At 41.9% G+C, this 24,318-nt stretch carries 17 protein-coding genes; 14 read left to right on the top strand and 3 right to left on the bottom strand.

Annotation, left to right across the window (positions count from 1 at the left end; all coding sequences use genetic code 11):
- Position 1 precedes the first annotated feature (1 nt).
- Together IEX80_RS02975 and IEX80_RS02970 are read left to right on the top strand one after the other, a co-directional pair.
- Positions 2-601 (top strand): bifunctional nuclease family protein, encoded by a 600-nt coding sequence (locus tag IEX80_RS02975; RefSeq protein ID WP_091164922.1) that lies wholly within the window; start codon positions 2-4, stop codon positions 599-601.
- A 193-nt stretch (positions 602-794) separates the two neighbouring features.
- Entirely contained in the window at positions 795-2,054 is a 1,260-nt protein-coding gene (locus tag IEX80_RS02970) for a nucleoside permease (RefSeq protein WP_188831873.1), read from the top strand.
- 130 nt (positions 2,055-2,184) lie between these two features.
- On the opposite strand, the gene IEX80_RS02965 is transcribed toward IEX80_RS02970, so the two are convergent.
- Together IEX80_RS02965 and IEX80_RS02960 are read right to left on the bottom strand one after the other, a co-directional pair.
- Entirely contained in the window at positions 2,185-2,898 is a 714-nt protein-coding gene (locus IEX80_RS02965; RefSeq protein ID WP_188831872.1) for a ThuA domain-containing protein, read from the bottom strand.
- A gap of 140 nt (positions 2,899-3,038) precedes the next feature.
- Positions 3,039-4,748, bottom strand: a complete 1,710-nt coding sequence (locus tag IEX80_RS02960) for a GMC oxidoreductase (RefSeq protein WP_188831871.1) — start codon at positions 4,746-4,748, stop codon at positions 3,039-3,041.
- 191 nt (positions 4,749-4,939) lie between these two features.
- Between IEX80_RS02960 and IEX80_RS02955 the strand changes: the two genes are divergently transcribed.
- The 8 genes from IEX80_RS02955 (at position 4,940) to IEX80_RS02920 (ending at position 14,118) form a co-directional block, all read left to right on the top strand.
- On the top strand, positions 4,940-5,785 hold the full coding sequence (locus IEX80_RS02955; RefSeq protein WP_090526211.1) for an MOSC domain-containing protein: 846 nt from the start codon (positions 4,940-4,942) through the stop codon (positions 5,783-5,785).
- Positions 5,782-6,066, top strand: a complete 285-nt coding sequence (locus tag IEX80_RS02950; protein ID WP_090525410.1) for an Rdx family protein — start codon at positions 5,782-5,784, stop codon at positions 6,064-6,066. The genes IEX80_RS02955 and IEX80_RS02950 overlap by 4 nt, the downstream gene beginning before the upstream one ends.
- 117 nt (positions 6,067-6,183) lie before the next feature.
- On the top strand, positions 6,184-6,618 hold the full coding sequence (locus tag IEX80_RS02945) for an RrF2 family transcriptional regulator (RefSeq protein WP_090525408.1): 435 nt from the start codon (positions 6,184-6,186) through the stop codon (positions 6,616-6,618).
- 240 nt (positions 6,619-6,858) lie between these two features.
- Complete coding sequence (locus IEX80_RS02940; protein ID WP_090525406.1) at positions 6,859-8,949, top strand: ferredoxin-like domain-containing protein; 2,091 nt, start codon at positions 6,859-6,861, stop codon at positions 8,947-8,949.
- Positions 8,949-9,734, top strand: coding sequence for a uroporphyrinogen-III C-methyltransferase (cobA, locus tag IEX80_RS02935; protein WP_090525404.1), 786 nt, complete (start codon positions 8,949-8,951; stop codon positions 9,732-9,734). Before IEX80_RS02940 ends, cobA begins: the two co-directional genes overlap by 1 nt.
- 22 nt (positions 9,735-9,756) lie before the next feature.
- Positions 9,757-11,220, top strand: coding sequence for a TSUP family transporter (locus IEX80_RS02930; protein WP_229701494.1), 1,464 nt, complete (start codon positions 9,757-9,759; stop codon positions 11,218-11,220).
- 1 nt (position 11,221) lies between these two features.
- Positions 11,222-11,932 carry a phosphoadenylyl-sulfate reductase gene (locus tag IEX80_RS02925; RefSeq protein WP_090525400.1) on the top strand — a complete coding sequence of 237 codons (711 nt, stop codon included), beginning with the start codon at positions 11,222-11,224 and terminating at the stop codon, positions 11,930-11,932.
- 200 nt (positions 11,933-12,132) lie between these two features.
- Positions 12,133-14,118: a DUF262 domain-containing protein gene (locus IEX80_RS02920; protein WP_176624520.1), complete on the top strand. Its 1,986-nt coding sequence runs from the start codon at positions 12,133-12,135 to the stop codon at positions 14,116-14,118.
- 49 nt (positions 14,119-14,167) lie between these two features.
- On the opposite strand, the gene IEX80_RS02915 is transcribed toward IEX80_RS02920, so the two are convergent.
- Complete coding sequence (locus IEX80_RS02915) at positions 14,168-17,116, bottom strand: TonB-dependent receptor (protein ID WP_188831870.1); 2,949 nt, start codon at positions 17,114-17,116, stop codon at positions 14,168-14,170.
- Between the two features lie 334 nt (positions 17,117-17,450).
- Between IEX80_RS02915 and proB the strand changes: the two genes are divergently transcribed.
- The 4 genes from proB to topA all read left to right on the top strand — a co-directional run bounded on the left by proB (position 17,451) and on the right by topA (position 24,258).
- On the top strand, positions 17,451-18,530 hold the full coding sequence (gene proB, locus IEX80_RS02910; RefSeq protein WP_090525396.1) for a glutamate 5-kinase: 1,080 nt from the start codon (positions 17,451-17,453) through the stop codon (positions 18,528-18,530).
- Between the two features lie 5 nt (positions 18,531-18,535).
- A complete protein-coding gene (locus IEX80_RS02905) occupies positions 18,536-19,783 on the top strand; it encodes a glutamate-5-semialdehyde dehydrogenase (RefSeq protein ID WP_176624516.1) in 1,248 nt (415 codons plus the stop codon).
- 758 nt (positions 19,784-20,541) lie between these two features.
- A complete protein-coding gene (gene mnmA / locus IEX80_RS02900; protein ID WP_090525391.1) occupies positions 20,542-21,630 on the top strand; it encodes a tRNA 2-thiouridine(34) synthase MnmA in 1,089 nt (362 codons plus the stop codon).
- A gap of 234 nt (positions 21,631-21,864) precedes the next feature.
- The gene (gene topA / locus IEX80_RS02895) at positions 21,865-24,258 is read left to right on the top strand and encodes a type I DNA topoisomerase (protein WP_188831869.1); all 2,394 of its coding nucleotides are present in this window, start codon (positions 21,865-21,867) and stop codon (positions 24,256-24,258) included.
- Positions 24,259-24,318: the final 60 nt, after the last annotated feature.

The following is a 24,318-nucleotide window of genomic DNA, read 5'->3' as shown; positions in this document are numbered from 1 at the left end:
CATGAAAAAAATAAAGCTTGATATTGTCGGCTTATCATACAGTCAAACTCAATCGGGCGCCTATGCACTTGTTTTAGGCGAGGTTAGCGGCCGTCGTCGCTTGCCTATTATCATCGGAAGCTTTGAAGCTCAGGCTATCGCTATCGAAATAGAAAAAATGACCCCAAGCCGCCCGCTTACGCACGACCTGTTCAAAAGCTTCGCCCAGGCTTACCAGATTGAAGTTCAGGAAGTGATCATCTATAATTTGGTTGATGGGATATTTTATGCCAAACTGGTTTGCAGCGACGGAAAGCGTTCTGTAGAAATAGATGCCCGCACTTCTGACGCTATTGCAGTAGCTGTACGCTTTGACTGTCCTATCTTCACTTATGAATTTATTCTTTCAACTGCGGGCATTGTTATAGAAGGCAACGATTTTGTTTACCTGGAAAATATCAACGAAACGCCCGAAGAAAAATCGGTGAGCGCATCAGTGAGCGGTTATGCTTCTATCAGTACCGAGGAGCTGAAAACCAAACTCCAGGAAGCCCTGGCCGAAGAATCATACGAAAAAGCCGCCAAGATCCGCGATGAACTGAACAAGCGTAAAGCATCCTAATGATTTCGGATTTTCGATTTCGGATTTGCCAAAAGATAATTTATCACAAATAATAATATTAAACAGAAATCCAACCCCGGATTTCTGTTTAACAATCGTAATTTCTACACTTGTAGCTTTCTGATTTACATTTATTTCACTACTTTCCGCTTTTAATTTAACACTGACTAAAATTATTTAAACCCGGTACCATATGAATATTAAGTTCCGCTTAATACTGATGAATTTTATGCAATTTTTTATCTGGGGTGCCTGGTTGCTTACCATTGGTGCATACTGGTTCCAGGATAAACATTGGTCGGGCGCACAATTTGGGGCAATCTTCAGTACCATGGGTATTTCGGCAATATTTATGCCTGCCCTTACCGGTATCATAGCCGATAGGTTTATCAATGCTGAAAAGCTTTACGGTATCATGCATATTTTAGGGGCGGCATCCTTATTTACCTTGCCTTTAATTACCAGTCCTTCCGCCTTTTTCTGGGTAATGCTGATCAACATGATCTTTTATATGCCAACCCTTTCATTATCAATAACAGTGGCATATTCGGCGTTAAAAAGTAACAACAAAGATGTAGTTAAAGATTATCCTCCTATCAGGATTTGGGGAACTATTGGATTCATAGCTGCGTTGTGGACAGTGAGTCTCACACACAACGAAACCTCTCCCAACCAGTTTTATATTGCATCGGCCGTAGCCCTTGCACTTGGCATTTATTCTTTTAGTCTTCCTAAATGCCCGCCACTTTCGGCCAAAGCAAATAACAAATCGTTTGTTGATTCATTGGGGCTAAATGCCTTTAAACTATTCAAAGATCCAAAGTTTGCTATTTTCTTTGCATTTTCGATGCTTTTGGGCGCAGCACTGCAACTTACCAATGCGTACGGTGATACCTTTATACAAGACTTTAAAAATATAGCCATTTATAAAGATTCGGTCGGCGTAAAATACCCGGCCATTATCATGTCTATTTCCCAGTTTTCTGAAACGTTTTTTATTTTACTGATCCCGTTCTTTCTGCGCAAATTCGGTATTAAGTATGTAATGTTATTTAGTATGCTGGCCTGGGTGTTACGATTTGGCCTTTTTGCCTTTGGCGATCCAGCCGGTGGTTTATGGATGATTGTTTTATCATGCATTGTTTACGGTATGGCTTTCGACTTCTTCAATATATCGGGCTCGCTGTTTGTTGAAACACAGGCTACTCCTGATATCAGGGCAAGTGCACAAGGCCTGTTTATGATGATGGTAAACGGTTTCGGGGCATTCTTCGGAAGCATCGCAAGCGGCCTTATTATCGATCATTTCTTTTTGCTGCCGGGCGGTGGTAAAGATTGGCATGGGATCTGGCTTACGTTTGCCGGGTATGCTTTGGTAATTGCTATTATCTTCCCGTTTGTGTTCAGATATAAACATAATAAAGCGCTTGTTGAAGCGATACAGCATGCGTAATTGTCTGAATCAGAATTTACAGAATTGAAAAATTAAGAGAATCAAAAAGGCCTTACTAAGTTTCGATTAGTAAGGCTCTTTTATTATGGCTATTCTGAAAATTCTTTAATTCTGTAAATTCTGATTCAGACTATTTACTTCCCATCGCATATTTGATACCACCTAACAGATGGTTCAAATATAATGGATCAGCATATGATTCATCAGTATGACCTAATTCGGTATAAAAGGCCCTGCCGCCATCGAAGTTATGATACCATGCCATTGGGTGATTATCACCGTTTTCGCCGCCGGTGTAGCTTTTCTCATCTATTTTGATCAGTACGTGCAGATCATCACCTATCCATTTATAGTTATACCATTCGTCCCATCGCTTCCAGGTTTCGGGCAGATGTTTAGTGGCAATAAAATTACGGTCGACCACATGTAATGTTGCTTCCTGTTGTTTTGGATGACTTTTAAAATAAGCCCCTACCAGTTTACCATACCATGGCCATTCATACTCGGTGTCAGTTGCGGAATGAACACCAACAAAACCGCCGCCGGCCTTAATATATTGCTCAAATGCAGTTTGTTGGGCATCATTTAAAACATCGCCGGTGGTGTTTAAAAATATTACCGCCTTATATTGTTTTAAATTATCTACCGTAAACCTCGCGGCATCAGTGGTACTGTCTGTATCAAAATTATTTTCCTGCCCCAGTTTAATTATTGCAGTTACGCCTACCGCTATTGATTTATGAGGGAATCCCGCGGTTTTACAAAATATCAGTACCTTATCTTTAGCAAGTACCTGGCTTATTAGTGCGCCTATTAAAAGGCAAATGGTAAGTAGTTTTTTCATAGTTGGTGAGTGGTTGATATATTGATTAAGTGAGTATTGAGTTTTATGTTTGATGAATGGTTGATTAAGTGAGTGGTTAATTAAAACTTGACAATTAGTGCCAAACCATTCACCTAATCAACCACTCACTAATCACCAAATTATAAATTCCCTTTCTTCAATTCATCTACAGCAAAATGAGCGGCGCGGGCCGTCATTGCCATGTACGTTAATGATGGGTTTTGACATGCTGATGAGGTCATAGCTGCGCCATCGGTAACAAAGACGTTTTTGGCGTCCCATACCTGGTTGTTGCCATTCAATACTGATGTTTTGGGGTCGCGTCCCATCCTTGCAGTACCCATTTCGTGAATTCCATCGCCAACGTTGTGGCCGCGGTCGTGGGTTTCAATGTTTTTTACACCAGCACTTTCAAGCATCGCTTTGGCTTCTCTTACAATATCAAAGCGCATTTTCTTTTCGTTTTCTTTGATCTCAGCATCCATCGCTAAAATAGGCAACCCCCATTTGTCCTTGCGGGTTTTATCAAGGGTAATTTTATTTTCGTGATAAGGCAGCAATTCACCAAAACCGCTTAAGCCTATAGTCCACGGACCTGGCTCTGTAAGTGCGTCTTTATAGTCGGCTCCAATGTTCAATTCAGCAATCTCACGGCTCCATCCCATACGGCTTGCCGCGCCCTGGTAACCGAAACCACGCAGGTAATCGCGTTTATCGCCAAACAGGTTGGCAAAACGCGCAACATAAATACCGTTGGCCCGGCGACCGTAATAATATTTATCTTCAAAACCTTCAACCAATCCGCTTGCGCCGAGATTGTAATGATGATCCATAATGTTATGGCCTAACTCTCCGCTGCTGCTGCCCAAACCATCAGGCCAAATTTCGGTAGCCGAATTCATCAATACCCAGGCGCTGTTCAAAGCAGAGGCGTTTACAAAAACGATCTTTGAATAATACTCATAAGTTTGGTTGGTTTCGGCATCAAGCACCTCTACCCCTTTGGCTTTTTTTGTATCCTTATCATACAATATCTTAGTAACGATAGAAAATGGCCTGACCGTTAAATTGCCGGTTGCCAAAGCAGCAGGCAAAGTTGATGATTGCGTGCTGAAGTATCCTCCAAAAGGGCAACCCTCCCAGCACCGGTTCCTGAATTGGCAGGCCGTACGTCCCGGAATTGCGGCTGTTAAATTCGCGGAACGACCAATAATCATATGCCTTGCTCCGTTATAGTTTTTCTTGATCCGGGCAGCAACATCCTTTTCGACCACGTTCATGTCCATCGGCGGTAAATAATGACCATCGGGCAGTTGCGGTAAGCCTTCCAATGAGCCGCTGATTCCTGCAAATTTCTCTACATGATCATACCAGGGTGCAAGGTCTTTATATCGAATAGGCCAGTCAATGGCCCACCCATCTTTGGCATTTGCTTCAAAATCAAAATCACTCCAGCGGTAGCTTTGCCTGCCCCATAAAATGGAGCGACCGCCAAGCTGGTATGAACGCCACCAGTTAAACGGTTTAATCTCGGTATATGGTGCGGCCTGTTCGTCAGTCCAGTAATCCATAATGGGTTCGGTCGCTCCCCAGTTGCGTGAGATCACCGGGCGTTGCTTGCGCTGGGCTTGGGTTGGCGAACCGGCATGATGTCGGTCCCAGGGGTCCTGATTAGCAGTTTTATAATCTTTAATGTGCTCAAAGTTTCGGCCCCGTTCAAGCATAATGGTTTTCAAGCCAAGTTCGGATAACTCTTTTGCTGCCCAGCCACCGCTGATGCCTGACCCTATTACAATGGCATCATAGGTATTATTAGCCTTAGCCTTGCCGTTTATATTACTTAATGGCATAGTTTATAAATTGGTTTTGAGATTGGATAAAACAATTATATTAATTAAAAATCGATATAGCAATCGATTGTGAAGAAAAGTGTGAACCACGATTTATGGGATTGATGGATTACCTTGATAATAAGTTTTATTCAGCCATCATGAAATCCTCTAATCCTGAAAACCATGGTTCTTTTATTTATTTTTACCCCATGCTACAAGTAAGCGAATTATACATCTACCCTATTAAATCATTGGGCGGCGTTGCGGTACAAAATGCGGAGGTTACCCGTCGCGGTTTACAACACGACAGGCGTTGGATGCTGGTTAATGAACACGGGCACTTTATAACCCAACGGGAGTTTCCGCAAATGGCACTGATCAAAACGACAGTAGAAACTGATGGTGTAGCTGTACATCATCATTCGGGCGGGTCATTATTAATTCCATTTAATGGCGAAAGAAACCCCTTACAACAATTTACTGTATGGGACGACACCTGCATGGGACAATACATAAATAATGGATTTGACCAGTGGTTCAGCGAAGCACTCAATATGAAATGCCGCCTCGTTTACATGCCCGATGACAGTGAACGCGAAGTTGACCAGCGCTACGCCAAACCCGGCATGATCACTTCATTTGCAGATGCCTATCCTTTCCTGCTTATTGGGCAGGCTTCGCTTAATGACCTTAACAAACGAATGCCATTGCCTTTGCCAATGAACCGCTTTCGTCCCAATATAGTTTTTACCGGCGGTGATGCTTATAGCGAGGACCTGATGAACCAGATAACAATAGCAGGGATAACCTTCTACGGGGCAAAACTTTGCGCACGTTGTGTGTTAACCACCATCGATCAGCAAACAGCCCTGAAAGCTAAGGAGCCTCTAAAAACCCTGGCTTCTTACCGTATGAAAAACAATAAGATCATGTTTGGACAAAACCTGGTACATGAAAATACAGGCATAATTTCTGTGGGTGACGAACTTAAGGTTTTAAGTACCCATACTGAGGATAGATTTATTGTAGCAAAGCAACCAATCACAACAGCATGAAACCAACTATAATTATTGAATATTGCCCAAAATGCAACTGGATGATGCGTGCCGCTTATATGGCCCAGGAACTGCTTACAACCTTTACCGATGACCTAAATGGGGTTACCTTAAAACCAAGCGAAGTGAGCGGCAGATATACGATAAGCATTGATGAAGAAACGCTGTTTGACCGCAAGCTTGATGGCCATTTCCCAGAAATCAAAGAGTTAAAACAGGCCGTTCGTGATAAAGTTAACCCGGGTAAAAGCCTCGGTCATTCAGACAGGCATCAGTTGTAACTTTTATATAACAATGTCTGTATAAAATATCCTTTCTATATAATCTATAATATTACTCGAAAAAATAGTTAATTTAGAGAATATCTTTATTTACCTTTGTGAGTTTTATTTTAGAAAATGCTTTCAAAAAAAACTAAGTATGCTATAAAGGCACTTGTGGTTCTTGGCAAGAACATGGACCAGCCGCCTATGCAAATTTCGAAGATTGCCGAAATTGAACGAATCCCTAAAAAGTTTCTTGAGCAGATACTGCTTGATCTGCGCAATGCGGGGTTTCTTTACAGCAAAAAAGGAGCAGGTGGTGGCTACAGCCTTAACCGCGATCCCAAAGAAATATTCCTGGTAAGTATCATGCGTATAACCGACGGACCTATTGCCATGGTGCCCTGCGCCAGCTTAAACTTTTACCACAAATGCGATGAATGCCACCAGGAAAGCACTTGCGGCATAAGGGATGTATTTGTTGATGTAAGAGATGCCACACTTAAAATATTAAGCGAAACCAGCATCGCCGATATCATCAAACGCGAAACCACCCTCATCAGCGTTTAATTTTAAAACTTCATAAAACTGTCATAACACAGTTTTTTTAAATTAAATGCTACTTTTTCCGTATACTATATATATATTTGGGAAATGAATCGTGAGAGCATTAATATTACTTGTCTTAACCAGCTGACTTATTGCTATATGTGCAATGAGAAAACGAGGCTGTAAACGTAATATTTAACCATATATGCCTCTTTAGCCACAGCCAAAGGGGCTTTTTTATAAAAGATTAATACATAGAATATGCAGAGCTTCAGAACGGAACTGGAGAACCCTATTGTTGAGAAGGATATTATAGATCTTGAAAAAAAGATCCATGCTTTTCGTGAAGGTAAAATTCATGATGAAAAATTCAGAAGCTTGCGCTTGGCGCGCGGTGTTTATGGCCAGCGTCAGCCAGGCGTGCAAATGGTACGTATTAAACTACCTTTTGGTAAAGTTAGCTTTAAGCAACTATTGAAGATTGCCGAGATTTCTGACGAGTTTGGGAGCAGTAATCTCCACCTTACCACCCGCCAGGACATCCAGATCCACTATGTAAGTCTTGACCGTACACCCCAGCTTTGGGCTAAGCTTGCACAGGATGACATCACCCTGCGCGAAGCATGTGGCAATACCGTGCGTAATGTTACAGCCTCTCCTACTGCAGGTATTGACCCAAAAGAACCATTTGACGTTTCCCCTTACGCATATGCTACGTTTGATTATTTTCTGCGTAACCCGATATGCCAGGAAATGGGCCGCAAATTTAAAATATCTTTCTCGTCAAGCGATGAGGATACAGCGTTTTCATACATTCATGATATCGGTGCTATCCCTAAAATAAACGCCAATGGCGAACGTGGGTTTAAGATCATGCTTGGCGGCGGTTTAGGTGCACAGCCAATTTTAGCCAGTATTGTTGAAGAGTTCTTACCAGAAGATCAGCTGATCCCTTATATCGAATCAGTGATCCGTGTTTTTGACCGTTACGGCGAACGCAATAACCGCAACAAAGCCCGTATGAAATACCTTATCCAAAAATTAGGTCTGGATGAAGTATTGCGTTTAACCAAAATCGAGCGTACTGCCAACAAAGTAAAATCATACCCTATCAACCGGGATACTGTTGATGCCCCGGCTTTACCACCAACTGATAGCTATCCTGAAGTAACCATCAGCAACCCGCTGCGCTATGAGCAATGGCTGGCTACCAACGTTTTTGAGCAAAAGCAAAAAGGTTTTTACGGCGTGTATATTAAAGTGCCTGTAGGTGATATCTCATCAGATACTGCCCGTGCACTGGTTAAAACACTGGAGCCATTGGTTGGTCACGAGATCCGCATTACTCAAAACCAGGGATTGCTTTTAAAATATGTTCAAAAAGAAGCATTGCCTGCTTTATATGAAGGCCTCGCTAAGCTTGAACTGGCTGCGCCGGGCTTTGATAGCATTGCTGATGTTACCACCTGCCCGGGTACAGACACCTGCAACCTTGGTATCTCCAACAGCATGACCATGGCGCGCGTACTGGAAGATCTGATTTATAACGAATACGAGGATTTTATTTATAACCGCGAAATCAAAATCAAAATAAGCGGTTGTATGAACTCTTGTGGTCAGCACGGCTTAGCCCACATTGGTTTCCACGGCAGCTCGCTTAAAGCAGGTGCCAAAGTATTACCTTCGGTACAGGTAATGTTAGGCGGCGGTACCGTTGGCGACGGCGTTGGCCGCGCTGCCGAAAGGGTGATCAAAGTGCCAACCAAACGTGCTACAGATGTTTTAAGGTATTTACTGAACGACTATAAAGAGTTTTCACCGGAGGGCGAAACCTACCACGAATATTACGACAGGCAGGGTAAAGATTATTTTTACCGTTTGCTGAAACCACTTGCCGATTTAACTACTCTTACCGATGACGAATACATTGACTGGGGCCACCAGGAAACATTTGTTACCGCTATAGGCGTAGGTGAATGCGCCGGTGTGATCATCGACCTGGTAGCTACCCTCCTGTTTGAATCGGAAGAAAAATTAGGCTGGGCTAACGAAGCTTATGCTGATGGCCGCTGGGCTGACGCTATTTATCATGCTTATAATGTCTTTGTTAGCTCAGCAAAAGCGCTATTGCTTGACAAAGGTGTTAATAGCAGTACACAAATAGGTGTGATCCGCGAGTTTGATGCACAATACGTTGAAAAAGGCGAGTTTGAATTGAACGGGAGCTTTAATGATCTGGTATTACAACTCAACCAAAATGAGCCGTCACAAGAATTTGCCACAACATATTTAGCACAGGCTACAGAATTTTTAAGCAGAAGCAAGGATAAGAGAGAGGCGCTTGTACAATAATGACTGAAACTAATAAAAATATAAAAGAACCACGCATCACACTGGTGGGTGCCGGTCCCGGCGACGCCGACCTGATAACCGTGAAAGCCATCAAAGCTTTAAAAACAGCTGATGTTGTTTTATACGATGCGTTGGTTAATGAAGAACTGCTTGAATACGCTCCCGAAACATCAACAAAAGTTTACGTTGGCAAACGTTCAGGCGATCACACCTTTTCGCAGGAAGCTATTAACAACCTTATGGTTGATTATGCCAAAAACTACGGCCATGTGGTTAGGTTAAAAGGCGGCGATCCATTTGTATTCGGTCGCGGATACGAGGAACTCATTATTGCTGCAGCGCATAAGATACCGGCTTCAGTTATTCCTGGCATCTCAAGCTCGATAGCCGTGCCCGAATTACAGCAGATCCCTGTTACGCATCGTGGTTTAAGCGAAAGTTTCTGGGTTGTTACAGGCACTACTGCAAACGGCAAGATCTCTAACGATCTTATTGATGCTTCACGCTCAAATGCTACAGTGGTTGTATTGATGGGGATCCATAAGCTGGCCGAGATCGCTGAAATATTTAAGCTGCAAGGCAGGAACAAACTACCTGTAGCCGTTATCCAAAGCGGATCGACAGATGATGAAAAAATAGCTGTTGCTACAGTAGATACAATTGTTAATGCTGTTGAAGAAAGCAAGATCTCATCGCCCGCAATTATTGTTTTAGGCGAGGTAGTGTCGCTTCATCCAAAATTCCAACTGATACAAGAAGTTTATGACGTTGTTGCCCGGGGATAGGAGTTTAACCAATATTCAGGATATGAAACAGGAAGGCAATCAGCTTTTCCCTGTTTTTTTAAAACTGAATGACTTGCATACTGTGCTTATAGGCGGCGGTAATGTTGGTTTGGAAAAACTTACCGCTGTGCTTAATAACAGCAACAGCGCGAGGGTAACCGTTATTTCGCGCGAGTTTTTGCCCGAGGTACATACGCTTGCATCGCAATATCCCGGTATCCGTATTGTACAAAAATCATTTACAGATGACGACCTGAACAATGCAGATATTGTTATTGCCGCTACTAACGATAGTGAGCTTAACAGCTATGTCCGCAGCGCAGCTCACGACCGAAAGCTACTGATCAATGTAGCCGATAAGCCTGCATTATGTGATTTTTACCTGGGATCGATAGTGCAAAAGGGTGACCTGAAATTAGCCATATCTACCAATGGAAAATCACCCACTGTGGCAAAACGATTAAAAGAAGTATTAAATGAAAGCCTCCCTGCTGAACTCGACATTACTTTGCAGCAAATGAGCGAACTAAGAAATACCCTTGAAGGCGATTTTGCCGACAAGGTAAAAAAACTAAATAGCGTAACCTCCGTATTGGTTGAACCAAAACCTGTTAACCGGAAAAATTTCATTTGGCTAATTTGGTCAACCATTATCATATCGCTGGCCATTGGTATAACGGCACTTTATTTCAAGGAGCCGAACTTTAAGCACTTCGTAACTGGCATCGATCCTATCTTTTATTATTTTTTAGGTGCCGGGTTTGTATTTGCAATGATCGACGGCGCCATTGGTATGTCATACGGAGTTACTTCAACCACATTCTCTCTTTCTATGGGTATCCCTCCGGCCTCGGCCAGCATGGGCGTACATCTTTCCGAGATCATGAGTTGCGGTATAGCCGGTTGGATGCATTATCGCATGGGCAACATCAACTGGAAACTATTTAAGTTATTAGTTATTCCCGGTATAATAGGAGCGGTAACGGGAGCTTATCTCCTATCTTCGCTTGAGCATTACAGTATGTATACCAAACCTGTTGTATCGGTTTATACCCTGATATTGGGTATAGTGATATTCAGGAAGGCATTCAATACACAAAAGAAAAAATCGGCCGATAAGGTAAAACGCATTTCGCTGCTGGGTTTAGGCGGTGGTTTTATCGATGCTGTTGGCGGCGGTGGCTGGGGATCAATCGTGTTATCAACCCTGATAGCCGGTGGCCGGAGCCCACGTTTTTCGTTAGGCACTGTTAAGCTTTCACGTTTTTTTGTGGCAATGATGGGCTCAATAACCTTCATAGCCATGGTAAGCAGCGATCACTGGCAGGCTGTCGGAGGGCTTATCTTAGGCAGTGCGCTTGCTTCGCCAATCGCAGCTAAGATTTCTAATAAGATCTCTGCGAAAACTATCATGGTGGCGGTATCAGTAATTGTTATCCTCATCAGTATCCGTTCTATTATAATGTTTATTACTAAGGTTATATAAAATGAGCACCGCATTACAACAAATACAAGGTGTAACTACCGGACTTAATCCGGTTGAAGCCCTGACTAAACTGGCAGAGCTTTTTCCTGGTGAAGTTATATTTTCAACCAGCTTTGGATGGGAAGACCAGGTGATCAGTCATATGATATTTGCCAATAACCTGCCTATCAAAGTATTTACGCTTGAAACCGGCAGGCTGTTCCGCGAAACCTATTCAGTTTGGGCGGCTACCATGAACAGGTATCAGAAGCCAATTCATGCTTACTATCCCAATAACGAATTGCTGGAAGAAATGGTAAGCAAAAAAGGGCCCAACAGCTTCTACGAATCGGTTGAAAACCGTAAGGAATGCTGCGGGATCCGTAAAATAGAACCGCTTAAGCGTGCCTTAAAGGGCAATAAGATCTGGATTACAGGTATCCGTGCGGAGCAGTCGGTTAACCGCCACGACATGCATGACCTGGAATGGGACGAACAAAACCAACTGGTAAAGTTCCACCCTATTTTTAGCTGGACGCTTGACGAAGTGAAAGCTTACATTAAACAATACAATATTCCATATAATTCACTGCATGATAAAGGCTTCCCAAGCATCGGCTGTATGCCATGTACCCGTGCCGTAGCCGAAGGTGAAGATTTTCGTGCAGGCCGCTGGTGGTGGGAAGATCAATCCAAAAAAGAATGTGGTTTGCATGAGACAGCAAAACTTTGATTTTAGGATTAAAAGATTGCCTTGAAAACTATGCAAGTTGAAGTAATCAACCAATTCATGAAAATCCTCTAATCAGGCCAATCAAGGTTCAAGACGCTTTTTTTATACGTAGGTCAATTGGTTGAAAAATCAGTTGGCCTTTTTTATTTAATAAATTAAACGCACTATCTTAGATTAAGATTAACCTAATCTCTTATTTCATGCAAGCAAAAGAAACTAAACTCCAAGACATTATAGAAGGCACTAAACAGTATGTAATTCCATTATTTCAACGTACTTATAGTTGGACAATTAAAGAATGGGATACATTATGGAAAGACTTATTAGAAATTAATGAGTTAGAAACTCCAAGGACTCACTTTATTGGCTCTATTGTTAATATGCCTACAACCTCCGTACCAGAAGGAGTTGCGAAATATCTGCTTATTGATGGTCAACAAAGAATAACAACCATATTTATATTGCTTATTCTTTTAAGAAATAAGGCACGGGAGAATCAAAATAATAGATTCGCTGATGAGATAAACAACACTCTTTTAGTAAATCAGTATAAAGATGGAGTAGACTATTTTAAGCTACTGCCAACCCAGGTTGATAGAACAGCTTTTCAAAATTTAATCAATGGGAGTCCAAACGAGATTGATAATCAACTAACAAAAGCGTATGTATTCTTTGACAAAAAATTTCGCCAACAAGAAATAGAATCGGATAAATTAAAAAAAATAATTACAACTTATTTTTCCGTCGTAAGTATCGTGCTTGACTCTGATGATAATCCGTACTTGGTATTTGAAAGTTTAAATGCTAAAGGACGCGCATTATCTCAGTCGGATCTAATAAGAAATTATTTTTTCATGAGAATCCATATCGATAGCCAAGAAGAAATATACAACACCTATTGGCTTCCAATGCAAAAATCTTTAGATGATAACTTAACCGAATTTATCAGACACTTTTTAATGCGAAATGGAAATACAATAAAACTGGGAGATGTCTATTACTCTTTAAAAGAAAGTGTTTCTGTCTCGAATGCGATAGATTATTTACGAGAGCTAAAAAAGTTTTCTGTTTATTACAAACGTCTCATAGAACCGGATGAAGAGCCAGAAAATAATTTAAAAAAATATTTCAAAAGGTTAAATAGAATTGAAGTAACTACCGCATATCCATTACTTCTAAATTTTTATGACGATTATGAAAAGAAAATAATATCAAGAGGCGAATTTGTAGATATTTTAAAAATTCTTGAAAATTATTTGATCAGACGATTTGTTTGTAATGTTCCCTCTAATCAATTAAATAAAATCTTTCCGTCAATATACCCACAAGTTATACCTAAATATTCAGAAAACATCGTTGAAGGACTTAAAACAGTTTTGCAAGGTAGAGGATATCCAAAAGATAATGAGTTTTCTTTGAGATTCAAAGATGCAAAATTCTATGGAGCAGGTGATAGGCAGATAAAAACGAAATTGATATTAGAAACCTTCGAAGAAGGTTTCGGCCATAAAGAAGTAATTCCTTTCAACAATCTATCAATTGAGCATATAATGCCTCAGACAATTTCTGAGTGGTGGCAAAATGCCCTTGGTGACGATTGGCAAGAAACACACGATTTATATTTACACACTATTGGAAATTTAACATTAACCGGGTATAATTCAGAGCTGTCAAACGAGTCATTCACAACAAAAAAGCAAACTCTAACTGAAAGTCATCTTGAATTAAATAAATATTTCGAGAATAATTTGACTTGGACGAGGAAGGATATCGAAGAAAGAGCTGAAGTTTTAACACAAAGAGCTTTAACCATTTGGGGTTTCTTTGGAAGTGACAATTCTTCACCCACTGATTTAACAGAAGTTACGGGAACAAGCCCAATTTCGTTAACTATTCTCGGTCAACAAATTCCGGTGGAAAGCTGGAGGGACGTAATGGAAAAAACTTTAAACGTCGTGGCCGATCTTGAACCTGCCAAATTTGAAGTATTGGCCTATAATTTTCCACGATACATTGGCAAAGACAAGAGTAGATTTAGAGCAATCAGAAAACTCGAAAATGAGTATTTCATTGAAGTGAATTTATCGGCCCAAAGTATTCAACGCCTATGTTATCAGGCTATGGAAACAATTGAGCTAACATCAGAAGATTGGAATGTAAATGTAAAACCAACGCAAAACGGGTGAAGAAGTTCCCCACCCGTTCACAAACTAATATAAAAGGTAATAAAAGCGCTTATTTGTTATTATTATTGCCAGCAAGTAATCCATCAAGCGTTACCGATACATAATACAAGCCACCGATGGTTGGCCCGCCGGCGTATTGGTAATACCTTTTATTAAAGATATCGGTAGCACCTAATTTAAAGGTTGCGTAGTATGAAGGTACGCGGTAAGTAACCTGTGCATCAACTGTTTTAATTGAAGGCACGGTACCTGTAACCAGCGGACTCTCCCACAGGTATGACTGCTGCCATTTGTAAACCACGTTGAAGCCGAAGTTTTTAACCACCTCACGGTTACCGAATGATACATTGCCCGACCACTCAGGGGTATTGAAGCCTGTAACAAAAATATCTGAAGCTGTTTGGGCTTTCAGCTTATTGAAGCTCACGTTACCTGATACTGTATAGTGCTGGTAGAAATTGTAAGTGATACCTGCCGAAGAACCATAATTATGATAGATGTTTTTAGCATTGGTATAAACGCGGTATCTGCTTTGCCCCTGGCTGGCTGCGTTACTTGATGTGCCTGTCGTGGGATCACGGTTAATGTCAAGCATGGCTAATACAGCTGCGTCTGAACCTACGGTAGCACCGTTTGGCACAAAAACTTGTACCTGGCCAAGGAAACCATCATAACGGTTGGTGTAAGCGTCAATATCGATGAACACTTTATTGTCGGCTACGATACCTTTATAACCTACCTCGAAAGAAGTAATTTGCTCCGGGCGGGCAGGTGGCAGGTCCGCTACTTTTAACAGGTTGCGGTTAGCCAAAGCTGCCTGGTCTGAGCCGCCTGCAGCGTTTACTGCGGCATTGAATGCCACTACAGATGTTTGGGTATAGCTATTACCAAGGTATCCTAAGCCTTCGTTAATGAATGGTAAACTACCCACACGTTTTACGCGACCGTTATTTACATATGATAAAGCCTCAAACAATGAAGGGAAACGATAACCATTCTGGAATGTAAACCTGAAGTTATGGTTTTGATTAACGGTGTAAACAGCAGCTAAACGCGGTGTAAACTTAGGATCGAAGTATGGATTGCGGTCCCAACGGATAGAGCCGAATACTTTCAGTTTTTCGTCAAAAAAGGTTTTGGTAATCTGGGTAAATGCACCGTATTTTTTATAGATAACGTCTTTACCGAAAGAGCCATCAGCCAATGGGGTATTCCTGTCTGCAATAGGACGGCTGAAATCAACGAAGTTATTGCCATCAGGTGTAATACTGTACACACGTACATCAGCACCAACCAACAGGTCAACAAATTTAACCTTCCTGCTCAGGTCCCACTGGGCCTCGCCGTTGTACATATGGCTTTTTTGCCATAGAGCTGCACCGCCTGTTTCCGGGGCGTTGGGGATCAGGCTCGACTTAATATCCCAGTTATTGATACCAATGATGGTTTTGCGTAACGCGTCAAACTCAGGAGTGCCTGGTTCAACCCGGCCTTTATCGGCGGCAGCACGTGCAGCTTGTTCTGCCGCAGCAAGATTTGCGGAAGTAAGCACACCGCCATTGTAGGCTTTTAAAGCATTACCATATAGAGTGGCCCAGGCCGAGTTACTTGCATGTTTAAGATCAAGGTTATCAGCAAGCGGTTTTACGTTAAATGAGTTGCCGGTATTTTCTATTGATTCATAACCACGAACCAGGAAATCTTTTCCTTTTAACTCAATTTTATGATTCTGAACTGTTGCGCCTTGTAACGAGATTTTGTTACCGCGCTGAAACACGCCATCAAGTCTGCCATAGCGATAAGTATACGACAAGATGGTGTTTGGCGATAATTTATAAGATAAAGTTCCATCCAATTTTAAGTTTTTCACGTGTGGGTCAACCAGGTCAACTTCATTGTAGCCTGTACGGGCAACGGTAAGATTAGGGCGGGCTTTACCATCAACGGTGATACCTTTTATTGATACGGTATTACTACCTGCAAGGGCATCATCACCATATTTGTTCCAGCCATCATAAGCAGCGTTACTGGTACCGGTTAATTCAGGATAAGCAGGATTAGCTGATTTAAGGTTGGTTGGGTTTTGATCATTACGGGTATCTGATTGCCAGTCCTGACCTTGCATATAGCTAAAGTTTACTTTCACCGCAAACTTATCGTTAAAAGCTTTGGCATAGCGCAAAGCATCCTCGGTAAGTGAACTTGCCCCTAAGCGGTCTTTACCAACATGGTTTAAACCCTGGCGATGGTAAAAGCTTAAGCCCTGGTATTTGAATGGATCTTTAGTAAACAGATTTGATAAACCATTGATAGCGTTGGTACCATAAAGGGCAGCAGCAGCGCCCGGGGTGATCTCCACACTGGCAATATCCAGTTCAGTCGGCCCAATGGCATTGCCAAGCGGTACACCTAATGTAGCCGACTGCATATCAACACCATCAACCAGTTGCATAAACCTGAAGTTGTTGGGACTGTTGAAGCCACGGGTATTAGGCACTTTGAGGGTGATACTGGTGGTTGTCATCTGTACGCCTTTCACGTTCTCCAAAGCATCATAAAAACTTGGGCCGGGCGATTGTTTTAACGCCGTGATACTCAATTTTTCGATAGCTACGGGCGAGCGAAGCAATTTTTCCTCCTTACGGGATGCCGTTACTACCACCTCATTAACCAACAATGATTGCGTAGTAAGCGTAATATTTACGGCACTATTGGCATTTTTAATGTAAAACTCCTGCGGCTGATAACCGATCGCGGTAAAAACAAGTGTATAGGGCAATTTGGCACTGGTAGTTAATGAAAACTTACCGGTAGTATCTGTTGATGTTTTATTGGTTGTGCCTTTAATAGATACGGTTGCCCCTATCAGCGGCTTACCCTGATCGTCGTTCACTTTTCCGCTCAATATATATGAGCCGTTAAGCTGTGCATAACTTATACCCGGCAATAGTACCAGGAAGAGCACAAGTATTCTAACTAAGTTTGTAAAAATTTTCATGAAGTAATTTGTGGTGGTGGTAATTAAAATTGTGATTTTGGGTTGTGTATTATCGTTGATGGAGGTTATGGCTCAACAACAACACATTGCAGTTAGGAGCTGCATTTTTAACTTGGACAGAGCGGCACTAAAATGATACATTGTCTATAGAATTAGTCGACAAAAATATAAATTTAATACTAACTGTCAAGCTTTTCTGTCTGTTTTTTTAAATTTTTGATGGCTTTCGCATCATTTCACTATAAAATCCATCACTTTACTGGATATTTCAAAATAAACAACGCCTAATTTCTCCCAAATTTGTAATATTGAAGCCTCAATCTGTACTGCACTAATGGCTTTCAATTATCAACGCATCGTTATCAAAATCGGCTCAAATGTTATTACCCAGGAAAACGGGCTCCCCGACCTTCCGCGAATAACCCATTTGGTTGACCAGATAGCTGCGATAAAAAAGCAAGGCATTGAAGTGATACTAGTTTCATCAGGCGCTGTAGCATCCGGTCGCAGCCTAATTACGGTTGCCGAAAAATCAGATGCTGTTGCGGCCCGGCAGGTATTGGCCTCCATTGGGCAGGTAAAATTGATCAATACCTATTCACATTTGTTTGAGCAGTTTCAGATATTATGTTCGCAGGTTTTGGTTACCCGCGAGGATTTCAGGGACAGGATGCATTACCTCAATATGAAAAACTGCCTTGAGGCGTTGCTGCAATATGAGGTGATCCCTGTGGTAAACGAAAACGACGTGGTATCGGTAACCGAGCTTATGTTTACCGATAATGATGAATTGGCAGGCCTTATAGCATCTATGCTAAACGCTAATGCGCTCATCATCCTCACCAACGTTGATGGTATTTACAATGGCGATCCCAAAGCAGCAGGTTCGGCAGTAATAGACGAGGTTAGCGGTAATGAACTCGATTTTTCAAGCTTTGTATCATCGGGACGTTCGCAATTTGGCAGAGGTGGCATGATCACGAAGTCAACCATGGCGCAAAAAACCGCCCAGCTTGGTATTTCGGTGCACATCGCCAATGGCAAACGGGACCAGATTTTAACCGATGTTTTGGAAAACCAGGTTACACATACCCGCTTCATTCCCAATAAAACAGCATCAGGCAAAAAGAAGTGGATTGCCCATTCCGAAAAATCAGCAACGGGCAGTGTACTCATTAACGCCGGCGCAAAAGCCGCGCTCATCTCAAACAAGGCAACCAGCTTATTGCCGGTTGGCATAGTGGGAGTAATAACCGACTTTAAAAAAGGCGATATTATTAAACTGATAGATGATACCGATAAGCTTATTGGTTTAGGCATTGCCGAATATGGTGCCGATAAGGCCCGCGAACGTGTAGGCCAAAAAAACCAAAAGGCACTGGTACATTATGATTATCTTTACTTACAAGGCTAAACACCATGAATTATAACAGCTATTTTGATAAAGCACGTGAAGCAAGCCGCAAAGCCTCCCTCGCCCCTTCCGCAATCAACGGAATTTTGGAGGATGTTGCTGGCGAGGCGATAGCTCAAACCGAATATATCCTGGCCGAAAACCAGAAAGATCTTGACCGAATGGATCCGGCTGATCCTAAATATGATCGCCTGAAACTTACCGCCGATAGGATAAAAGGTATTGCAAGCGATATGATAAGCGTCGCAAAATTGGATAGTCCGCTTGGAAAACAACTTTCGGCTACCGAAATGCCTAATGGCTTATCGATATCAAAGATACGCGTACCGCTTGGCGTTGTTGGTGTTATATATGAAGCCCGCCCCAATGTTACTTTTGATGTTTTTGCTCTTTGCTTTAAAACAGGTAACATCAGTGTATTAAAAGGTGGTAGTGATGCCGATTTCTCCAACCGGGCCATTATCTCCGTTATCCATAAGGTATTGATAAAGCATGGCGTTGATGTTAATGTAGTTACCCTGCTCCCTGCCGACCGTGAAGCCACTACCGCCTTATTGACAGCTATTGGTTATATCGATGTGCTCATCCCAAGGGGAAGCCAGTCGCTGATTGATTTTGTGCGGGATAATAGCAAGGTACCGGTTATTGAAACAGGTGCCGGTATTGTGCATACTTATTTTGATGAATCGGGCAACGTAGAGAGAGGTGCTGAAATTATTGCCAACGCAAAAACCCGCCGGGTAAGTGTTTGCAACGCCTTGGATTGTTTGATAGTCCATTCGGCACGCTTAAATGACTTGCCGCAACTGGCACACATCCTAAAGGAAAAAGAAGTAGAGATCTTTGCCGATGAACGGGCCTTTGAAGCACTAAGAAGTAATTATCCTTCCAACCTTTTGCATAAAGCCAGCCCAGAACACTTTGGTACCGAATTTCTTTCGATGAAGATGGCTATTAAAACGGTAAGTTCATTTATTGAAGCGTTAGAATATATCGCTGTAAACAGTTCAAAACATAGTGAAGCCATTATCTCTGAAAATGCAGAAAACATTGCTAAATTTTTAAATGATGTGGATGCTGCAGCTGTTTATGCAAACGTATCAACAGCGTTCACTGATGGCGCCCAATTTGGTCTTGGCGCCGAGATTGGCATCAGCACTCAAAAACTTCATGCCCGCGGTCCTATGGGCCTGGAAGAACTTACCAGTTACAAGTGGATAGTTAAAGGCAACGGACAAACACGTAATCCGTAAGACATCCTGTAAAACCATATGCATAAAAAAGGTGCTTACTCTGTGTAGTAAGCACCTCAACGTGTTTATTCGTATTGTTAAGCGTTACTTTATTAAGTAGTTGGCTGCTGCAATAAAGCAAATAATCACTAAAATTACGCCCTGTAATTTTTGTTCTAAAGTCAATTGAGTTAACATTGTTTTATTAATTAGGATATAGCAAATTTATAATGTAATAGGTCCGTTACAATAGGCAGCATCACTTTTACGTTATTTTTAATAAATAATGTTGCTTGTTTTTATAATAGTCAACTCTACATTTATTATTTAAAATTTTAGCAACAAATGTCTTTTAATGTTGAAATTTGTGTATCACCTACACCTGTTACAAACACACTTTTTACAACGAAATGAACTCCCGGAGCGCGCGTTTAATTCCTTTTTTTAATCAGCCCTTTTTACACTAAGTAGATTAAATTTTATCAATTATTATACAATATTAATAGTATGTTAAGGAAATAGCTATTGGGGTATTTTAACTTATATTAAAGAAACAATAAAACTAAAGACGACGCAATCAGGATTTATGAGCAGTATTTATCCCGAATTTGTTTTGAATATGATCATCACTTTTGCTTAATATAATCTATATAAAATACTGGAATACAGCATTAATTAACTATTAATTAATACAAAGCAATAGTTATCTCAACACATTTTACCCTATACTGACCAAGCTTGTGTTAACATAAAAATCAAATAGGTATCTTTGCAGCATTATGAGTAAGCATGGCAGGATATTAGTGGCAATGAGCGGCGGGGTTGATAGTTCGGTGGCGGCAGTGATGCTGCATGAACAGGGCTATGAAGTTATTGGTTTAACCATGAAAACCTGGGACTATGCCTCATCGGGCGGCAGCTCAAAAGAAACCGGCTGTTGTAGTTTAGATAGCATCAATGATGCGCGTGCCCTTGCCGTTGGTTACGGTTTCCCTCATTATATATTAGATATCCGTAATGAGTTTGGCGATTTTGTGATCGATAACTTTGTTGATGAATATTTAGCCGGTCGCACCCCTAACCCATGCGTTTTGTGCAATACCCATATTAAATGGGAAGCATTGCTAAAACGTGCTGATAAGCTCGACTGTGAATTTATTGCTACCGGTCACTATGCCAATATCCGTTTGCAGGATAACGGCCGTTACGTGATATCAAAAGGTAAGGATACCAATAAAGATCAATCGTACGTATTGTGGGGGGTGTCTCAAAAAAATCTTGCACGTACTAAATTCCCGTTGGGTAGTTTTTCAAAGCCCGAGATCAGGCAAATGGCACTTGATATGGGGCAAATAGAGCTTGCCGGCAAAAGTGAAAGCTACGAGATCTGTTTTGTACCCGATAATGACTACCGCTCGTTTCTGCGCCATAAAGTAGAAGACCTTGACGAGCGCATAGGTCCGGGTAATTTTGTACTTACCAACGGCACCGTAGTAGGCAAACACCAGGGTTATCCTTTTTATACCATTGGCCAGCGTAAAGGCTTGGGCGTGGCATTAGGTCATCCTATGTTTGTTACAAAAATCGATCCGGCTACCAACACAGTTGTTTTAGGCACCGCCGACGAGCTTGAACGCAAACAAGCCTGGGTAAAAAACCTCAACCTCATTAAATATGAAAATATAAATGAGCCGCTCGAAGCTATTACCAAAATCCGTTATAAAGATGCCGGAGCGCAAAGCACCATTCTTCAAATGGGCGAACATATGAAAGTTGATTTTCATCATAATGTATCAGGCATAGCGCCGGGCCAATCAGCTGTATTTTATGAAGGGGATGACCTTGTTGGCGGCGGTTTCCTGATGTAAAGAGCCCTTTTACTGCAATCTTTTGAACTTAACAACATGAACCGCCTTAGCGGCTCGTTATCATTTTGTTAAAATCAGTTTAGTTATTTTGCAAGAATATAATTTTCACAGGCATTTTCGCGTAAAAATCTCAACTTAAAACATAATTCGCCTCCAACTTTTACACCTTTTACTAAAAACTAATTGGTGTTTCGCTTACTTTATGTTTTATTTGCAAAAACTAAAACTGATTAAATGGCCAAAAACTTACTGATAGTTGAATCACCTGCGAAAGCTAAGACCATTGAGGGTTACCTTGGAAAGGACTTTACTGTAAAGTCCAGCTATGGGCATATCCGTGATCTGGTTAAGTCGGAAGATGCAATTGATATAGCTAATAACTTTAAACAAAAATACGAGGTACCCGCAGATAAAAAGCAGGTAGTTAGCGAATTAAAGAAGTTAGCTAAGGAAGCCGAAATGGTTTGGCTCGCATCGGACGAGGACCGCGAGGGTGAGGCCATTTCCTGGCACTTATTTGAAACATTGGATCTGAAGGACACACATACCAAGCGTATCGTTTTTCATGAGATCACTAAGCCGGCCATTTTAAAAGCAATAGATACACCACGTAAAATCGACTATAACCTTGTTAACGCTCAACAGGCACGCCGTGTTTTAGACAGGTTGGTAGGTTTTGAGCTTTCCCCGGTTTTATGGAAAAAGGTAAAACCGTCGCTTTCAGCGGGTCGCGTACAATCAGTTGCGGTAAGGCTTATTGTTGATCGTGAACGTGAAATAAATAAATTTAAATCAGAAGCATCATTTAAAATTGTAGCCATATTTGGTAAAGGCAAAGAAGCATTTAAAGCCGAATTGCCAGAGCGCTTTGCAAAACAGGAAGATGCTGAAAAGTTTTTACAGGATTGTATTGCGGCCGATTTCGATGTAAAATCGTTAGATACCCGCCCAACAAAGCGTTCGCCAGCTGCGCCGTTCACTACCTCTACCCTTCAACAGGAAGCAAGCCGTAAACTTGGTTACTCAGTAGCGCGGACTATGCAGGTTGCACAAAGGCTATACGAATCTGGTTACATTACCTACATGCGTACCGATTCGGTAAACCTGTCTGAACTGGCTTTAAATTCGGCTGCAAGCGAAATCGTATCGGCCTATGGCGAAAAATACCATCAGCAAAGAAGATATAAAACCAAAAATGCCAGTGCACAGGAAGCGCACGAAGCGATCAGGCCAACATATTTCAATAATCATTCTATCGATGGTGAATCGGCAGAAAAGCGCTTATATGAGCTAATCTGGAAACGCGCCATCGCCTCGCAAATGAGCGAAGCCCAGTTTGAGAAAACCACAGCAAAAATCAGCATCTCAACCCGTAATCAAGATTTAATGGCAAACGGCGAGGTAATGAAATTTGATGGCTTCCTGAAAGTTTACCTCGAATCGAAAGATGAGGAAGACGAACCACAACAGGACGGTGAAAATGCCATACTGCCTCCTTTAGCCAAGGGTCAGCGTTTAGCATTACAGGAAATGTCGGCTACAGAGCGTTTTTCACGTCCGGCGGCACGCTACACTGAGGCGAGCTTAGTGAAAAAGTTGGAAGAGCTTGGTATCGGGCGTCCGTCAACCTACGCTCCAACTATCTCAACCATTCAAAACCGTGGTTATGTGGTTAAGGAAGAACGCGAAGGTAAACAGCGTAATTTCCGGGTGTTAACATTGAAGGCGGGCAGCATCACCAAAGAGGAAAAAACAGAGAACACCGGAGCCGAACGTGGCAAACTGTTCCCTACTGATATTGGTGCAGTTGTTAACGACTTCCTGGTACAATACTTCAAGGATATTGTTGATTTTAACTTTACCGCCAGCGTTGAAAAACAATTTGACGAGATAGCGCAAGGAATGAAAGAGTGGACTGCAATGCTCCATGATTTTTATAATCCATTCCATAAAGAAGTTGAAAGCACCATCGAAAAGGCCGACAAAGCAACCGGCGAACGCGAATTAGGCATCCACCCGGAAAGCGGAAAAAAAGTCTCTGTTCGGATAGGCCGTTTCGGGCCATTTGTACAGGTTGGAGAGAGCGCTACAGACGAAAACGAAGAGAAACCCCTCTATGCAAGTCTTCGGAGCGGACAGAGTATCGAGACCATCAGCCTTGAAGAAGCACTTGAGCTATTCAAGCTTCCCAAAGTTGTGGGCGAGTATGAAGGCAAGGTAATGAAAGTGGCCATCGGCCGTTTCGGGCCTTACATCAGCCACAACAGCGCTTTTGTATCTTTACCTAAAGAGATCGACCCGCATGATGTTACCGAGGAACAAGCCATTGAGCTCATTAACCTTAAGCGAAAAAAAGATGCTGAAAAGTTAATCAAAGCTTTTGATGAAGATCCGGATGTAAAAGTATTGAACGGCCGGTGGGGGCCCTATATTGAATTCGGCAAACTGAACGTTAAGATCCCTAAAGATAAAGATCCTTTGACCCTGACCTACGAGGAATGCAAGGCACTCGCCGATGCAACACCGAAGGATGCAAAAAAAGGCCGCTTTGGTAAAACTGCTGCCTCAGCTAAACCTACTGCAACTAAAGCACCGGCCAGGAAAAAGGCGGCAACTAAGAAGAAGTAGTGAATAGTTAATTGGGTTGATTAGGGGAATGGTTCTAATCGCATCTTTACTAAACCACTC

Origin of the sequence: Mucilaginibacter rubeus, from assembly GCF_014643835.1 — a bacterium.
Classification (GTDB): Bacteria; Bacteroidota; Bacteroidia; order Sphingobacteriales; family Sphingobacteriaceae; genus Mucilaginibacter; species Mucilaginibacter rubeus.
This window is presented reverse-complemented; position numbering and strand designations above follow the sequence as displayed.

Excerpts from the sequence above, each read along its gene's own strand:
- IEX80_RS02975 (WP_091164922.1), top strand. The coding sequence starts at position 2 with ATGAAAAAAATAAAGCTTGATATTGTCGGCTTATCATACAGTCAAACT.
- IEX80_RS02970 (WP_188831873.1), top strand. The coding sequence starts at position 795 with ATGAATATTAAGTTCCGCTTAATACTGATGAATTTTATGCAATTTTTT.
- IEX80_RS02965 (WP_188831872.1), bottom strand. The coding sequence starts at position 2,898 with ATGAAAAAACTACTTACCATTTGCCTTTTAATAGGCGCACTAATAAGC.
- IEX80_RS02960 (WP_188831871.1), bottom strand. The coding sequence starts at position 4,748 with ATGCCATTAAGTAATATAAACGGCAAGGCTAAGGCTAATAATACCTAT.
- IEX80_RS02955 (WP_090526211.1), top strand. The coding sequence starts at position 4,940 with ATGCTACAAGTAAGCGAATTATACATCTACCCTATTAAATCATTGGGC.
- IEX80_RS02950 (WP_090525410.1), top strand. The coding sequence starts at position 5,782 with ATGAAACCAACTATAATTATTGAATATTGCCCAAAATGCAACTGGATG.
- IEX80_RS02945 (WP_090525408.1), top strand. The coding sequence starts at position 6,184 with ATGCTTTCAAAAAAAACTAAGTATGCTATAAAGGCACTTGTGGTTCTT.
- IEX80_RS02940 (WP_090525406.1), top strand. The coding sequence starts at position 6,859 with ATGCAGAGCTTCAGAACGGAACTGGAGAACCCTATTGTTGAGAAGGAT.
- cobA (WP_090525404.1), top strand. The coding sequence starts at position 8,949 with ATGACTGAAACTAATAAAAATATAAAAGAACCACGCATCACACTGGTG.
- IEX80_RS02930 (WP_229701494.1), top strand. The coding sequence starts at position 9,757 with ATGAAACAGGAAGGCAATCAGCTTTTCCCTGTTTTTTTAAAACTGAAT.
- IEX80_RS02925 (WP_090525400.1), top strand. The coding sequence starts at position 11,222 with ATGAGCACCGCATTACAACAAATACAAGGTGTAACTACCGGACTTAAT.
- IEX80_RS02920 (WP_176624520.1), top strand. The coding sequence starts at position 12,133 with ATGCAAGCAAAAGAAACTAAACTCCAAGACATTATAGAAGGCACTAAA.
- IEX80_RS02915 (WP_188831870.1), bottom strand. The coding sequence starts at position 17,116 with ATGAAAATTTTTACAAACTTAGTTAGAATACTTGTGCTCTTCCTGGTA.
- proB (WP_090525396.1), top strand. The coding sequence starts at position 17,451 with ATGGCTTTCAATTATCAACGCATCGTTATCAAAATCGGCTCAAATGTT.
- IEX80_RS02905 (WP_176624516.1), top strand. The coding sequence starts at position 18,536 with ATGAATTATAACAGCTATTTTGATAAAGCACGTGAAGCAAGCCGCAAA.
- mnmA (WP_090525391.1), top strand. The coding sequence starts at position 20,542 with ATGAGTAAGCATGGCAGGATATTAGTGGCAATGAGCGGCGGGGTTGAT.
- topA (WP_188831869.1), top strand. The coding sequence starts at position 21,865 with ATGGCCAAAAACTTACTGATAGTTGAATCACCTGCGAAAGCTAAGACC.